9 protein-coding genes are annotated in these 15,949 nt (G+C 75.6%); 6 read left to right on the top strand and 3 right to left on the bottom strand.

Annotated elements, in window-relative coordinates:
• Window positions 1–45 precede the first annotated feature (45 nt).
• Both CRV15_RS09840 and CRV15_RS09835 read right to left on the bottom strand, forming a co-directional pair.
• Complete coding sequence (locus tag CRV15_RS09840) at window positions 46–1,704, bottom strand: DUF5691 domain-containing protein (RefSeq protein ID WP_003961544.1); 1,659 nt, start codon at window positions 1,702–1,704, stop codon at window positions 46–48.
• Window positions 1,705–1,854: 150 nt separating this feature from the next.
• Entirely contained in the window at window positions 1,855–3,279 is a 1,425-nt protein-coding gene (locus tag CRV15_RS09835) for an SWIM zinc finger family protein (protein ID WP_003961545.1), read from the bottom strand.
• Window positions 3,280–3,406: 127 nt separating this feature from the next.
• On the opposite strand from CRV15_RS09835, the gene CRV15_RS09830 reads away from it, so the two are divergent.
• The 5 genes from CRV15_RS09830 to sucD all read left to right on the top strand — a co-directional run bounded on the left by CRV15_RS09830 (window position 3,407) and on the right by sucD (window position 11,616).
• A complete protein-coding gene (locus CRV15_RS09830) occupies window positions 3,407–4,519 on the top strand; it encodes an ATP-binding protein (protein WP_003961546.1) in 1,113 nt (370 codons plus the stop codon).
• Window positions 4,516–6,963 carry a DUF5682 family protein gene (locus tag CRV15_RS09825; protein ID WP_003961547.1) on the top strand — a complete coding sequence of 816 codons (2,448 nt, stop codon included), beginning with the start codon at window positions 4,516–4,518 and terminating at the stop codon, window positions 6,961–6,963. The genes CRV15_RS09830 and CRV15_RS09825 overlap by 4 nt, the downstream gene beginning before the upstream one ends.
• A gap of 1,047 nt (window positions 6,964–8,010) precedes the next feature.
• Complete coding sequence (locus CRV15_RS09820) at window positions 8,011–9,222, top strand: VWA domain-containing protein (RefSeq protein WP_078564560.1); 1,212 nt, start codon at window positions 8,011–8,013, stop codon at window positions 9,220–9,222.
• Between the two features lie 318 nt (window positions 9,223–9,540).
• The gene (gene sucC / locus CRV15_RS09815) at window positions 9,541–10,716 is read left to right on the top strand and encodes an ADP-forming succinate--CoA ligase subunit beta (protein WP_003961549.1); all 1,176 of its coding nucleotides are present in this window, start codon (window positions 9,541–9,543) and stop codon (window positions 10,714–10,716) included.
• Window positions 10,717–10,731: 15 nt separating this feature from the next.
• A complete protein-coding gene (gene sucD, locus CRV15_RS09810; protein WP_003961550.1) occupies window positions 10,732–11,616 on the top strand; it encodes a succinate--CoA ligase subunit alpha in 885 nt (294 codons plus the stop codon).
• 523 nt (window positions 11,617–12,139) lie between these two features.
• On the opposite strand, the gene CRV15_RS09805 is transcribed toward sucD, so the two are convergent.
• Entirely contained in the window at window positions 12,140–13,795 is a 1,656-nt protein-coding gene (locus CRV15_RS09805; protein WP_003961551.1) for a transcriptional regulator, read from the bottom strand.
• Between the two features lie 116 nt (window positions 13,796–13,911).
• Between CRV15_RS09805 and CRV15_RS09800 the strand changes: the two genes are divergently transcribed.
• Window positions 13,912–15,939, top strand: coding sequence for a cell division protein PerM (locus tag CRV15_RS09800; RefSeq protein WP_003961552.1), 2,028 nt, complete (start codon window positions 13,912–13,914; stop codon window positions 15,937–15,939).
• Window positions 15,940–15,949: the final 10 nt, after the last annotated feature.

Below are 15,949 nucleotides of genomic sequence, written 5' to 3'. Positions count from 1 at the left end.
GACGCCCTGCCCGGGGCCGGGAGCGGGCGGCGGACCGGCCGGTGCTCAGGGCGCGGAGCCGGTCAGCTCACGGTGCATCGCCTCCCGCAGCCGCAGGGTGGAGACCAGCCGCTGGAACGCCTCCGCCCAGTACCCGCCCGCTCCCGCCGGTGCTCCCTCGGCCCCGATGGGGTGATCGGCGGTCAGCGGTTCCAGCCGGTCCGCCGCCGATGGGTGCAGACAGCGCTCGGCGAGGCCCATCACCCCGCTGAAGCTCCAGGGGTAACTGCCCCCCGCGCGGGCCGTCCCCAGCGCGTCGACGACGGCGCGGCCCAGCGGCTCGGGCCAGGGCACCGAACAGACCCCGAGCAACTGGAACGCCTCCGACAGCCCGTGCGCGGCGATGAACTCCGCGACCCAGCGGCCCCGCTCGTCCGCCGGAAGGGTCTCCAGGAGCCTGGCCCGCTCGGCGAGCGATGCGGTGCCGGGGCCGCTCTCCGGCGGTATGCCCGGCGGCCCCAGCAGCGCGCGGGACCAGGCGGCGTCTGCCTGGCGCACCGCGGCCCGGCACCACGCCGCGTGCAGTTCCTCGCGCCAGCCGTCCGCCACCGGAAGCCCGACGATCTCCTCCGGGGCGCGCCCCGCGAACCGGCGGGTCCAGGTGGCCAGCGGAGCCGCCTCCACCAACTGGCCCAGCCACCAGGACCGTTTCCCCCGCCCCGTGGGTGGCGTGGGTGTCACGCCGTCGCGCTGCATGTCCGCGTCGCACTCGTGGGGCGCCTCGACGGCGATCCCCGCCCCGGCGCCCCCGTGGTCCGGCCCGACGCACGAGGCGGCCCGCCGCGCCATCCGCCCGGCGAGCGCGGACTGCGGCAGCGCGGAGAGCAGTTCGGCGGCGGCCGTGCGGACATTGCGGCTGCGGTCGGCCAGCGTCCGCTCCAGGAACGGTTCGTCCTCGGGCGACAGCCCCGTGCGCAGCGTGTCGAGGAACATCAGCCGGTCCTCGGCCCGCTCCGTCGGCCAGGTCCCCGTCAGCAGCTCCAGCCCCCGGGCCGGGTCCTCGGCCCGTACGGCGGCCAGCAGCGCGACCCGCTCGGTGAACAGGCCCTCCTCCCACAGGGCGCGGACCTCGTCCATGGCGGACAGCTCGGGGAGCACAGCGCCCCCGCCCGCCGTGCCGCGCAGCGCGAACCGCCAGTCGGGGTTGAACCGGGCCAGCCACAGCCCCCGCGCCCCGGCGAACGCCAGCGTCCGGGGCCGCAGGTCCGTGCGTGCCCTGGCCGCGTCCAGCAGCGCGGGCAGCAGCGCGGACGGGGCCCGGAACCCCTGCTCACCGGCGGTGCTCAGCCACTGCGGCAGCAGCTCCGTCAGATCCGGGGCCACTCCCCGGCGACCCCCCGACGAGGGGGCCGCGCGATCGGCGAGCAACTGCTCCAGCCGGTGCCGCGCCGGCTCGGGCAGCGCGGGCCGGTCGTCGCGCGGCGCGGGCTCCGGCCGCGCCGCCGCGACCGCAGGCAGCAGTCCCGCCCTGCGGCGCACCGTGTGCACGGCCGCCGCGTCCAGCAGCGCGACGGCGGGGTCCCCGGCGGCGGGGGACGCCGCCAGAACCTCCGGCGGCGGGGTCCGCCGGTCGGTGCCGAGCAGCGCCGTGGTGACGAGCGCCTCCCACGGCGCGGGATCGATGGCGGCGTGGGCGCCGAGGGTGTCGGTCACGGTGTCCTCCATGGGGCCGGGGCCGGGGGTCGGTTCGGTCGGGTTCTCCGGGGCGGGGCCGCCGCGCTCGGCTTCGGTGCGGGATGGCGCCGGGCCGGTGTGGCCTGTCGGCCTCGCGCGGCCGTGTGCGCCGGACGGGCGGGGCCCATGGACGGGGGGGCTTCATCGGAGCGGTATCAGGCCCGTGCCGTCGGGGGGCCAGGCCGCGAGTGGGTCCAGGCCCTGGTGGCCGCACTCGCCGAACACGGTCACCGGATGCCCGCCGGACACCGCCATGAGCCGCCACAGCCCGGAACGGGTGCGCGCCGCCGGGGTGATGGGCAGCGCCTCCCCGCCGTCCGCGTCCGCGAGCTGCCAGCCGTCGCCGTGCGGAACCGGGACCACGTCCGTCAGCGTCACCGGCCAGGCGTCCAGCCAGGGGTCCTCCCGCAGCGCCCGCCCGTACGCGTCGAGCGCCGCGCCCACCGGTCCACCCGGCGGCGGTGTCCCCGCGGGCAGGGGCGCCCCCGCCGGTCCGCCCCACTCGGCCCGCAGCTGACCGGATCCCGGGAACGGCGTCAGCTCCGCCTCGATCTCCGTCCCCGGGACCAGGGCCGGTTCGGGGGCGCGGCCCGCCGCCCCGAACGACAGCAGCAGTGCCGTACGGCCCGACTCCCGTCCATGGACCCATGTCCGGCGTGCCGTGAGTCTGCCGTCGGGTGTGTCGTAGCGGGCGAGGACCAGCCAGTGGTCGCGGACCGGGCTTCCCTCTGCCGCCACGGGGAGGCCGACCCGGGTGCGGACCGTCGCCGCCAGCGGATCGGGCAGCCGGTCGATGCCCAGCCAGGCCGCGTCCAGCAGATGCGTCAGCGCGCACTCCTCCAGCAGCCGCACCGGCCAGCCCGGGCCCGTGCCCGGGAGCGCGCCCAGCTCCCGCACCCGCGCCGCGAGGCCGGGGGCCTGCGCGTCGACCATGCGGGCCGCGGTCTCCTCCCAGAGCCCGTACCCCGAGCGCTCGGCCGCCGCCATCCCCCCGCGCATCAGATCCGCGAGCCGCTGCTCCAACTCGCCGACGCCCGCCGAGACCCGCTCGGCCCGGCGCTCCGCCCGGCGTCTGGCCGCCTCCCGCGCGGCGTCACCGCCCCGGGCCCCGCGGCCCCCGGCCGCGCCCGGCTCCCCGGTGGCCGCTCCGCCCCCGCCGCCCGCCGCGTCCGCCGCCGTCCGTGCCGCCCGCAGCGCGCGGTCGGCCAGCCACTCCCCGGCCCACTCGGGCGGCGCGGCGGCCGCCACGCCCCGCTCACCCGCCGACCAGAGCAGCAGCAGCCCCAGCGCGTGCTTGCAGGGGAACTTCCGGCTCGGACAACTGCATCGGTACGCGGGCCCCGAGAGGTCCACGACCGTTTGGTACGGGCGGCTGCCGCTGCCCTTGCACAGACCCCACACCCCCGTCCCCTCCACTCCCGTCCCCGACCAGGGTCCCGGCACACCGAGCCGGCTCCCCGCCTTCTGCGACGCGGCGTCAGGAGCCAGTGCCAGCACCTGGTCCGCCGCCCAGCGCACCCCCTGCTCCGGGGGGTTCGGGGGCTGTCCCCCGTTCGATCCCAGCATGTGTACGACGGTAGAAGGACCCACTGACAATCCGCTCTGAGCTGGGGAAATGACGGATTGTCAGTGGGGTGGTGCAGGGTGGATCGCACGTCGGATCGAATGAGTCGAACGATCTGGAGGGGGATCCATGACCCTGCCCGAAAACGCCGCGGACACTGCTTCCGAAGCCCTGCGGCCCCATGCCGAGGACGCCTTCGCGCACGAGCTGAAGGCGCTCGCCGCCGCCGATGACCGGCCGCGTCCCGTCGGCTGGCGCCTCTCGCCCTGGGCGGTCGCCACCTATCTGCTCGGCGGCACCCTCGCCGACTCCACCGTGATCTCCCCGAAGTACGTGGGCCCGCGCCGGATCGTCGAGGTCGCCGTCACCACCCTCGCCACCGACCGGGCGCTGCTCCTCCTCGGAGTCCCCGGCACCGCGAAGACCTGGGTGTCCGAGCATCTCGCCGCGGCGGTCAGCGGTGATTCCACCCTGCTGGTGCAGGGCACGGCGGGCACCCCCGAGGAAGCCATCCGGTACGGCTGGAACTACGCGCAGCTGCTCGCCCACGGCCCCAGCCGGGACGCGCTCGTGCCCAGCCCCGTCATGCGCGCCATGGCCGAGGGCATGACCGCGCGGGTCGAGGAGCTGACCCGTATCCCGGCGGACGTCCAGGACACCCTGATCACCATCCTGTCCGAGAAGACCCTGCCCATTCCGGAGCTGGGCCAGGAGACGCAGGCCGTCCGCGGCTTCAATCTGATCGCCACCGCCAACGACCGCGACCGGGGGGTCAACGACCTCTCCAGCGCCCTGCGCCGCCGGTTCAACACCGTGGTGCTGCCGCTGCCCGCGACCGCGGACGCCGAGGTCGACATCGTCTCCCGGCGCGTCGCCCAGCTCGGCCGCTCGCTGGACCTGCCCGAGGCGCCGGAAGGGCTCGACGAGATCCGGCGGGTCGTCACCGTCTTCCGCGAGCTGCGCTCGGGGGTGTCCGCCGACGGGCGCACCAAGCTCAAGTCGCCCTCCGGGACGCTCTCGACGGCCGAAGCGATCTCCGTCGTCACCGGCGGGCTCGCGCTGGCCGCGCACTTCGGGGACGGGGTGCTGCGCCCCGGCGACATCGCCGCCGGAATCCTCGGCGCCGTGGTCCGGGACCCGGCGGCCGACCGGGTCGTCTGGCAGGAGTACCTGGAGACGGTCGTCCGTGAGCGGGACGGCTGGAAGGACTTCTACCGCGCCTGCCGCGAGGTGAGCGCATGAGCGGCGGGCCACTGCTGCTCGGCGTCCGCCACCACGGCCCCGGCTCCGCCCGTGCGACCCGGGCCGCGCTGGAGGCCGCGGAGCCCGCGGCGGTCCTGATCGAGGGGCCGCCCGAGGGGGACGCGCTGCTGCCGCTGGCGGCGGACGAGGGGATGCGCCCGCCGGTGGCCCTGCTCGCCCATGTGGTGGACGACCCCCGCCGGGCGGCGTTCTGGCCGCTGGCCGAGTTCTCCCCGGAGTGGGTGGCGATCCGCTGGGCGCTGGCCCGGGGGGTGCCGGTGCGCTTCATCGACCTCCCGGCCGCGCACTCGCTGGCGCTGACCGCGGCCGACGGGGACGGAGCGGCCGACCCGTCGGCGGGCCCGGGGACGGAGCGGGCCGGGCCCCCGGGAGACACAGGCCCGGCGGACACAGACCCCATGGACAGGGACCAGGGCGCGGGCCCGGCGGACGCGGCCGATGTCCGGGTCGACCCGCTGGCGGTCCTCGCCGGTGCCGCCGGGTACGAGGACCCGGAGCGCTGGTGGGAGGACGTCGTCGAGCACCGCACCGGCCACGGCGGCGACCCCCTCGCCCCCTTCGCCGCCCTCGGGGAGGCCATGACGGCCCTGCGCGCGGAGTACGGCCACGGGGGCCATGAGCGGGACCTGGTGCGGGAGGCCCATATGCGGCTCAAGGTGCGGGCCGCGCGCAAGGAGTTCGGGGACGCGGTCGCCGTGGTCTGCGGGGCCTGGCATGTGCCCGCGCTCCAGGAGCGGACCACCGTCACCGCCGACCGGGCGCTCCTCAAGGGGCTGCCGAAGACCAGGACCGAGACCACCTGGGTGCCCTGGACGCATCGGCGGCTCGCCCGGCACAGCGGCTACGGCGCCGGTATCGACTCCCCGGGGTGGTACGCGCATCTGTTCCACTCGCCCGACCGGGTCGTCGAACGGTGGCTGACCAGGGCCGCCGGGCTGCTGCGGGAAGCCGATCTGATGGTGTCGTCGGCGCATGTCATCGAGGCCGTACGGCTCGCGGAGACCCTGGCCGTCATGCGGGGGCGCCCGCTCGCCGGGCTGCACGAGACCACCGACGCCATCCGGGCCGTGATGTGCGACGGCTCCGACGTGCCGCTCGCCCTCGTCCACGACCGGCTGATCGTCGGCGACGTCCTCGGCGAGGTCCCCGACAGCGCGCCCGCCGTGCCGCTGCAACGGGACATCGGCCGCGCCCAGCGCTCGCTGCGGCTCAAGCCCGAGGCGGCGGAGCGCGAGATCGAGCTGGACCTGCGCAAGGAGATCGACGCCGGCCGCAGCCGACTGCTGCACCGGCTGAGGCTGCTCTCCATCGGCTGGGGCGAGCCCTTCCGGGGGCGGGGGAGCACCGGCACCTTCCGGGAGAGCTGGCGGCTGCGCTGGGAGCCCGAGCTGCATGTGCGGGTCGCGGAGGCCGGGGTCTGGGGCACCACCGTCCTGACCGCCGCCGTCGCCCGGGCCGGGAGCAGGGCGGCCGCCGCGACCGATCTGGCCGAGGTCACCGCGCTCGCCGAGGAGTGCCTGCTCGCCGAGGTCACCGACGCGCTGCCCGCCGTGATGCGGGCCCTCGCCGAGCGGGCCGCGCTCGACACGGACGTCGGCCGGCTCGCCGAGGCGCTGCCCGCGCTCGCCCGCTCCCTGCGGTACGGCGATGTCCGGGACACGGACACGACGGCCCTCGCCGAGGTCGCGACCGGACTCGCCGAGCGGATCTGCGTCGGTCTGCCACCGGCCTGTACCGGGCTGGACGCGGACGGGGCGGCCCGGATGCGCGACCACCTGGACGCGGTCCACACCGCCGTCGGACTGCTGCCGCCGGCGGACGGCCTGGAGGACCGCTGGGCCGCCGTGCTGCGCCGCCTCGCCGACCGGGACACCGTGCCCGGGGTCATCCGGGGCCGGGCGGCCCGGCTCCTCCTGGACGGCGGGCGACTGGACGAGGACGGCGCGGCCCGGCTGATGGGCCTCGCGCTGTCGGCGGCCGTGCCGCCCGACCGGGCGGCGGCCTGGATCGAGGGCTTCATCGGCGGAGCCTCGGGCGGCGGCATGCTGCTCGTCCACGACGAGCGGCTGCTCGCCCTGGTCGACACCTGGCTGACGGGTGTCCCCGCGGAGGCGTTCACGGATGTGCTCCCGCTGCTGCGCCGCACCTTCTCCGCGTACGAGCCGGGAGTCAGGCGCACCCTGGGCGAGCTGATCCGACGGGGCCCGGCACCGGCGTCCGGCTCCCGCCCCTCACCCACCGCCGTTCCGGGCTTCGGCACGGGCCTCGACCACCGGCGGGCCGACGCCGTGCTGCCGGTCCTCCGGCTGCTGCTGGGCACGGCGGCCCCGTCCACGGGGACGGCACCGGGGCCTGCTGGGAGCGAGCCCCGCGGCGGGACGGTCCGCCCGGCGGAGCGGGACCGCGCGGGAGCCGGGACATGAAGGGGACGGCCCCGCGTGTCGCCCCTGGGGCACCGGCCATGGGGGCGTTCGGAGGCCGGGTTCGGCGGACCGGGTGTGCGGCGGGCGCCGGTGGCTGTGCCCGGGGCGGGGTGGTCCGCCGGTGTCGCCTGGGCGGGCCTGGCATACGGGCGCGGTGTCCACCGGGCGCGGTCCGGGACGCACGGGATGCGGGGCGCCGGGCGGGAAGCGGTGGTGCGGAGGCGGGGACATGAAGGGGGGACGGTGGGGTGGCCGACGGGCCCGGGTGCCGCCCCCGGGGCACCGCTCGCCGGGGCGTCCGGAGATCAGGCGCGGCGGCCTGGGTGTGCGGTGGGACGGCGGCGGCTGTGCCCGGGGCGGGGTGGTTTGCCGGTGGGGCCCGGGCGATGCGGCGGCGGGGTACCGGGACGGACCGGCACCCCTCCGCGTCGCGCTGGCCGCTGGAGTACTGACGGACCGGCGCGCATTCGGCTCGCGGTGTCCGCTGGAGCACTACGGAAGGCCCGGGGAGCCGGGGGTCCGGGTGCCGGGCCCACCGAGGAGGGCCAGGGGGGCGGGGCGGTCCGCCGGGCGGGGAGCGGTGGTGCGGAGGCGGGGACATGAAGGGGCGGGCCGACGGGCCCGGGTGGCGCAGCGGGGGCGGGTGTACGGGGACGGGCCAGTACGCCGACCAGGGCGGGGTGGAAATACCGCTGGGGTGTTCGCGGCGGAGGCCCGGTGGCGGGGCGCCGGTGGCTGTGCCCGGGGTCGGGGCGCTGAGGCTGCGGGGGACCGGGGCGGGCAGGGCGTACGGGTGCGGCGGACGGGGAGCGTGGGGAAACCGTCCGGGTCGCGGCGTCCGCCGCGAGCGGTCCGGGACGCCCGGGGAGTCGGGACTCAGGGGCCGCGCCCACGGGAGGCACGGGTCGGGAGGCGGCGGCGGTAGGGGAGGCGATGGAGGCGGGCGTGCCCGCTGGGGTGGGAGATGCGGCGGGGCGTCGACGGGGGCCGGGATGAGATGGAGGCGGGGATATGAGGGGAGCGGCACAGATGGGGACCGTGGGGCGGATGGTGGCAGGTGCGGCGGAGGTGCCGGGGGCTGCGCCGGGCGGCTCGCTCGGCGCCGGGGAGACGGAGGGCGCACGGGCTGAGGAGCGGGTGCGGCGGTGGCGGCTGGTGCTCGGGGGAGGGGGTGCCGATGGGACCGGGTACGGGCTGGGCGGGGCGGACGCGGGCATGGACGCGGCTCTCGCCGCGCTCTACGGGGCGCCGGACGGCAGAGAGTCCCGGCCCCGGGGCGCGGGGCTCGGTTCCTCGGCGCCCTCCGTGGCCCGCTGGCTCGGCGACATCCGCAGCTACTTCCCCGGCTCCGTGGTCCAGGTGATGCAGCGCGACGCCATCGACCGGCTGGGGCTGTCCGCCCTGCTGCTGGAGCCGGAGCTGCTGGAGGCGGTCGAGGCCGATGTCCATCTCGTCGGCACCCTGCTCTCGCTCAACCGGGCCCTGCCGGAGACGAGCAGGGAGACGGCCAGGGCCGTGGTGCGGAAGGTCGTCGAGGATCTGGAGAAGCGGCTCGCCACCCGCACCCGGTCCACGCTCACCGGGGCGCTCGACCGGTCCGCGCGGACCGGCCGACCGCGCCACCGCGACATCGACTGGGACCGCACGGTACGCGCCAATCTCAGGAACTACCTCCCCGAGTACCGCACGGTCGTCCCCGAACGGCTGATCGGCTATGCCCGGGCCGACCGGTCGGTCAAGAAGGACGTCGTGCTCTGCATCGACCAGTCGGGCTCCATGGCGGCGTCCGTCGTCTACGCCTCGGTCTTCGGCGCGGTCCTGGCCTCGATGCGCTCCCTCGACACCCGGCTCGTCGTCTTCGACACCGCGGTCGTGGACCTCACCGATCAGCTCGACGACCCGGTCGACGTGCTCTTCGGCACCCAGCTCGGCGGTGGCACCGACATCAACCGCGCCCTGGCGTACTGCCAGTCGAAGATCACCCGCCCCGCGGACACCATTGTCGTCCTGATCAGTGATCTCTACGAGGGCGGCATCCGGGACGAGATGCTGAAGCGGGTGGCCGCGATGAAGGCGGCGGGGACACAGTTCGTGACCCTGCTGGCACTCTCCGACGAAGGGGCCCCGGCCTACGACCGGGACCACGCCGCCGCGCTGGCCGCGCTGGGCGCCCCCGCCTTCGCCTGCACGCCCGACCTCTTCCCGGAGGTCATGGCCGCCGCGATCGAGAAGCGCCCGCTGCCGATACCGGAGTCCTGACCGCGGTGCCCGCCGCGGGCCCTGGGCGGAGCAGATCCTTCCGGTCGGTGCCGATGCGGTCCGGGGCGGTCCGGCGCGTCTCAGCCGTACCTGCGGATCGCTGGTGTGCCGGGGCTCCGGGATCTGTGACTGTTATCACCGCCGATGTGTGATCTGCGATTTAGGGAGCCATGGGCGGCGGGGATACTCTGCGAGGCGGACATGCCGCGTGCCCGGACACCGTGTGCGCCTCCCTTGTGACACCGCAGTCACGTTGCCCTTCGCGGCACGCCCACGCAGACAACGAACCGCGATCACTCAGAAAAGGGACGGACGCGCGTGGACCTGTTCGAGTACCAGGCGAGGGACCTCTTCGCCAAGCACGGTGTACCGGTGCTGGCCGGTGAAGTCATCGACACGCCTGAGGCGGCGCGCGAGGTGACGGAGCGTCTGGGCGGCCGGTCGGTCGTCAAGGCGCAGGTGAAGGTCGGCGGCCGCGGCAAGGCCGGCGGTGTGAAGCTGGCCTCCAGCCCCGAGGACGCGGTCGAGAAGGCCGGTCAGATCCTGGGCATGGACATCAAGGGCCACACGGTCCACAAGGTGATGCTGGCGGAGACCGCCCCCGAGATCGCCGAGGAGTACTACGTCTCGTACCTCCTCGACCGCACCAACCGCACCTTCCTGGCCATGGCCTCCGTCGAGGGCGGCATGGACATCGAGGAGGTCGCGGCCACCAAGCCCGAGGCCCTGGCGAAGATCCCCGTCGACGCCAACGAGGGCGTCACCCCGGAGAAGGCCGCCGAGATCGTCGCCGCGGCGAAGTTCCCGGCCGAGGTCGCGGACCAGGTCGCCGAGATCCTGGTGACCCTCTGGAAGACCTTCGTGGCCGAGGACGCGCTGCTCGTCGAGGTCAACCCGCTGGCCAAGGTCGCCGACGGCCGGGTCATCGCCCTGGACGGCAAGGTCTCCCTGGACGCCAACGCCGACTTCCGTCAGCCGGGCCACGAGGCCCTGGAGGACAAGGCCGCGGCCAACCCGCTGGAGGCCGCCGCCAAGGCCAAGAACCTCAACTACGTCAAGCTCGACGGCGAGGTCGGCATCATCGGCAACGGCGCCGGTCTGGTCATGTCGACCCTGGACGTCGTCGCCTACGCCGGTGAGAACCACGGTGGCGTCAAGCCCGCCAACTTCCTCGACATCGGCGGCGGCGCCTCCGCCGAGGTCATGGCGAACGGCCTGGAGATCATCCTCGGCGACCCGGACGTGAAGTCCGTCTTCGTCAACGTCTTCGGTGGCATCACCGCCTGTGACGAGGTGGCCAACGGCATCGTCCAGGCTCTGGAGCTGCTGAAGTCCAAGGGCGAGGAAGTCACCAAGCCGCTGGTCGTCCGTCTCGACGGCAACAACGCGGAGCTGGGTCGCAAGATCCTCTCCGACGCCAACCACCCGCTGGTGCAGCGTGTGGACACCATGGACGGCGCGGCCGACAAGGCCGCCGAGCTCGCGGCGAAGTAAGGGATTCACACCACCATGGCTATCTTCCTGACCAAGGACAGCAAGGTCATCGTCCAGGGCATGACCGGTGCCACCGGCATGAAGCACACCAAGCTGATGCTGGGTGACGGCACCAACATCGTCGGTGGCGTGAACCCGCGCAAGGCCGGTACGACGGTGGACTTCGACGGCACCGAGGTACCCGTGTTCGGCACGGTCGCCGAGGCGATGGAGAAGACCGGCGCCGACGTCTCCGTCCTCTTCGTGCCCCCGGCCTTCGCCAAGGCCGCCGTCGTCGAGGCGATCGACGCCGAGATCCCGCTCGCCGTCGTGATCACCGAGGGCATCGCGGTCCACGACTCCGCCGCGTTCTGGGCCCACGCCGTCAGCAAGGGCAACAAGACCCGGATCATCGGCCCGAACTGCCCCGGTCTGATCACCCCGGGCCAGTCCAACGCCGGCATCATCCCGGGCGACATCACCAAGCCCGGCAAGATCGGTCTGGTGTCGAAGTCCGGCACGCTGACCTACCAGATGATGTACGAGCTGCGGGACATCGGCTTCACCTCCTGCGTCGGCATCGGTGGCGACCCGGTCGTCGGCACCACGCACATCGACGCCCTGGCGGCGTTCGAGGCCGACCCGGAGACCGAGCTGATCGTGATGATCGGTGAGATCGGCGGCGACGCCGAGGAGCGTGCGGCCGACTTCATCAAGGCCAACGTCACCAAGCCGGTCGTCGGCTACGTCGCGGGCTTCACCGCCCCCGAGGGCAAGACGATGGGCCACGCCGGTGCGATCGTGTCGGGCTCCTCCGGCACCGCGCAGGCGAAGAAGGAGGCCCTGGAGGCCGCGGGCGTCCAGGTCGGCAAGACCCCGACCGAGACGGCGAAGCTGGCGCGCGCCATCCTCGCAGGCTGATCCCGCCCTCGCAGGCCGACCCGCCCGCCCCCGCCCGCCGGGGGAGTCGCGGAGCACGGCGGATGGCCCGCACCCCGGAAGGGGCGCGGGCCATCCGCGTGTCCGGGCCCGTGCGTCCGGGCCCGCGTGTCCGGGCGGTGTGGCCGGGCCGTCCGGGTCCGGGGACGTGCCCATGCGTCCCCGCCTGTACGTCCGGGGCGTCCCGAATGGCCGGGGTGTCCGGGGCCGCTCGCCTGCGCGCCCCCGTTCCCGCGCCACCTGTGCGCCCCGTGCCCGGCCGGCCGTGCGGCGCCGAGGGCATGCGGCGGGGTCCAGGAGTCCGGGGCCCCTCGCCTGCGGGTCCCGGGGCCGAGCGGCGCGGGGTGCCCCGGCCCGGCGGGCCGTTCGCGGGTCCGGCCCGTGCGCCGCAGCCCCCGTCGTTGCCCCGGCATCCGGCATCCGGCATCCGGCATCCGGCATCCGGCATCCGGCATCCGGCACCCGGCACCCGGTGTGGCCGGGTGCCGGGCGGGCGGGGCGGCGTTCAGCGGGCTTCGGGAACCAGTCGGCCGGGGCCGCCGGACACGTCGTCGCGCGGCCGTTGCGGCAGCCGCCCGCTGTCCGGGCCGGCCGCCTGTGGTCCCGCCAGGGCCGGCACGCCGCCGACCGGCCGCCCCGTCGGGACCCCCGGGTCGTACTGCTGGGGGGCGGTCATCAGAGTGAATCCGGTCGCGCTGACGATCAGCGCGGTGACCGTCAGCGCGGTGCGGGTCCAGAGCCAGACATGGCGTTCGCTGCCCTCCCGCACCGACGCCGCCGTCGCGGGCTCCGGCGCGGGGAAGGCGTCGGCCAGTTCGGTCAGCCGCTGGTGCAGGGCCTCGGGCGAGGCCAGCCCCGGGAGCTGTTCGGCGATCGCCTCGCGGGCGTGGAGCACCCGGTTGGCCGCCGCCGGAGTGCTCGCCTCCGTCTCGGCGGCGGTCTCGGGCAGATCGAGGCCGAGGCCGTCGTACAGGAGGACGGTGCGCCGGTAGGCGGGCGGCAGCGACAGCAGGGCTTCGAGCAGGGCGCTCGGCTCGCTCTCCAGCGAGGGGGTGTCGGGGTGCCGATGGGCGGGCCGCAGCCGCTGCCAGGGCGACATGGCGAACTCGTACGCGGCGGCGCGCACCCAGCCCGCCGGGTCCCGGTCCCGGGCGACCTCCGGCCAGTGCTGCCAGGCGAGCCGGAAGGCCCGTTCCACACACTCGTGGGAGAGCCGCTGACGGCCGGTGAGCAGATACGCCTGACGGATGAGGGACGAGACCGTGCGGTCGTAGAGCGCGTCGAACGCGTCCGCCGGGGCCGGGCCCTCCGGAACCGCCCCCGCCGGATCTGTCCCTTCCGGAACCGCCCCCGGCGCAACGGGTCTCTCCGGAACGAGTCTCTCCGGGACGGGTGCGGACCCCTCCTGAGCGGACCGGAAACCGCCGTCGGCCGAGAGAATGGGCCACTGCCACCGGGGCGTGCGCGCGGGGCCGGTCCCGTCGCCGGAAGCGTGCGGCTCCGAATCCTGCCCCGGGCCGCCGGGGGGCGAACCGTTCGGCGCACCCGGGTGCGCCATCGCCCGAACCGCCGGAACGGTCCGTTCCGGCGGTGGTACGGAGCCAGGGGCGGCCGTGTCGGCCCGGACCGGAGCCCCGGCCCCCGGCTCGGGCTCCGCAGGCGCGGCGGCAGCGGGCCCCGTGTCCGTCCCGGTATCCGTCGCTGTGCCCGTTCCCGTTCCCGTATCCGTATTCGTATCCGTTCCCCTGTCCAGGACCGTGACCGTCTCCGCCGCGGTCTGCGCCGATACGGGGACGGGCCCCGGCCCGGTCTCGTGCTCGTGTCCGCGCCCGGGAACGGACGCCGGGGCCCCGGCCGCGACGGACTGCTCCGCCGGGGTGACGTCCGGGGTGACGTCCAGGGCGGCATCCGGGACGGCATCCGGGGTGATGTCCGGGGCGGCCTCGGGCGGAGCCGCTGCCAGCAGCTTCGCGTACGCCGCCCGCCGCCGCCCCCGTGGATCGCTCCGGCCGCTCTCCCAGGCGCGGACCGTCGCCCTGGTGACACCGAGCGCCGCCGCTACCTCCTGCTCGCTCATCGACCGCGCCTCGCGCAGCTTGCGCCGTTCCTTGGCGGAGGGCAGCGGGGTGTCCGAAGCGGAGTGGTTCGGGCTCTGGGTCATGAGGAACTCCCCGAAGCGCTGCACCCGGCGTCAAAGTACATAAGCGTATTTTGAGCGACACAACGTGCATTCGCCCGTTACATGGAGAGAGCGCGTGTCGTTGGCAGCATGGCCGCGTGACCCAGACGACCGACCACAGCCCCCCGCCCTTCCCGCGCACCCCCGTGCCCGTGCAGGGAAGCCGGAGACCCGCGCTGACGGCCTGTCTGGTGCGCGGCGCCACGGCGGCGGGGCTCGGCATGGGCGCGCTGACCGTTCTGGTCATGACGGTGTGGATCAGCGCGCCCTATCCGGACGACGGCCCCGAGGGGGCCCTGCACGCCGCCGCCGCGCTCTGGCTGCTGTCCCACGGCACCGGACTGGTGCGCGCGGACACCCTCTCGGGGCAGCCCGCACCGATCGGCGTCGTCCCGCTGCTCCTGGTGGCGCTGCCGCTCTGCCTGATCCACCGGGCGGCCCGGGACGGGCTCGCCCCCGATACGCACGGCCGCAGACCCCGGCCCTCGCCGCTGGGGGCGTTCTGCGCGGTGAGCCTGGGGTATCTGCTGGTCGCGGCGGTGATCACGGTGTACGCGGCCGGAGGCTCCCCGGCCCCCGACCCGCTGAGCACGCTCGCCCATCTGCCCCTGGTGACGGTGGCCGCCGCCGCGGCCGGGGTGTGGACGGCCCGGGGCCGCCCCGGCGGACCGCTGCCCCGGTGGCTGCCGGAAGCCGTCCGGGTGTGGCTCGCGCGGACCCGGGTCACGGTCGCGCTGCGCTCGGCCGCCGCGGCCGTACTCGTCCTCGTCGGCGGCGGGGCGCTGCTGGTCGCCGCGGGTCTGGTGGGGCACGCGGACGCCGCCCAAGACACCTTCCTGCATCTCTCCGGTGGCTGGTCCGGCCGGCTCGCGGTGCTGCTGCTCGCCCTGGCGCTGGTGCCGAACGCGGCGGTGTGGGGGGCCTCGTACGGGCTGGGACCGGGGTTCGCCCTCGGTACGGAGGCGACCGCCACGCCCCTCGTCGTGACGGGCGACCCTGCCCTGCCGCCCTTCCCACTGGTGGCCGCGGTGCCGTCGGAGGGGCCGGGGACACCGCTGAACTGGGCGGCCCTGGCGGTTCCCGTGCTGGCCGCCCTTGTGGTCGCGGCCTTCACGGCGGCCCGGGCCGCGCCCCGGTTCCAGGACCGGGAACTGGCGTGGAGCGTCTGGGACACGGCCGCGGCGGCGCTGCTCGCGGCGGTCGGGTGCGGGGTGCTGACCGCGGTGCTGTCGGCCGCGGCCGGGGGGCCGCTCGGCACGGAGCGGCTGGCGGAGTTCGGGCCCGTGTGGTGGCTGACGGGTCCGGCGGCGTTCTGCTGGATCGCGGTCGTCGCGGTGCCGCTGGCGGTGGCGGTACGGATCTGGCGGGTGCTGCTCGCGCGGCTCACGGGAGCGGGGATGGGCATGGGGTTCAAGGGGCTCCGCGGATCGCGCGCCCGTGCCTCAGCGGAGACCCCGATGTCTCGTGCCTCAGCGGAGACTCCGATGTCCCGTACGCCCGCCAGGACTCCGATGTCCCGTGCGTCGGCCCAGTCCCCGGGCTCCGGTCCGCCTGCCGAGACCCCGGTGTCCCGTGCGTCCGCCGAGACTCCGCGATCCCTCCGTCCTCCTCGACCCCCTTCAACCCCTGAGTCCCTTCAACCCACCGACGTATCCCCTGAGGCCCCTGACACCTCCGAAGCCCCTGCCTCCCCTGCCTCTCCTGAATCCTCTGGAACACCCGAGCCCTCTGGACCTCCCGCACCCCCCGAGTCACCGGACACCCAAAAACCGCAGAAGGCCCCAACCCCCCCAAAGGCGCAGAAGGCGTCGAACAACGCCCACCCTCCAGCGGCCCCCGCTGCCGCCCCCGCCCCGATGTCCCGCCCTGCCGAGCCGCCGCCCGTGTACGACGGCCTCCCGGCGCGCCCCGTCGCGGACGGGGACCCCCCACCCCCGTGGGCCGTGCCCGCCAGCCCCTGGCCCACGTCACCCACGCCTTGGGGCACCCCGCCCCCCGGGGACCGCCCCGCGGCGCCGCCCCCGGACCGCGCGGCGGAACCCCCCGGGCCCGGTGAAACGGAACCCCCCGGGCCCGGTGAAACGGAAACCCCCGGGCCCGATGAACCGGGACCCGGGGGCGAGTGAGGGAGAAGGC

Origin of the sequence: Streptomyces clavuligerus, assembly GCF_005519465.1 — a bacterium.
GTDB lineage: Bacteria > Actinomycetota > Actinomycetes > Streptomycetales > Streptomycetaceae > Streptomyces > Streptomyces clavuligerus.
The sequence above is the reverse complement of the archived record's forward strand: the minus strand, read 5'-3'. Positions and strand labels throughout refer to the sequence as shown.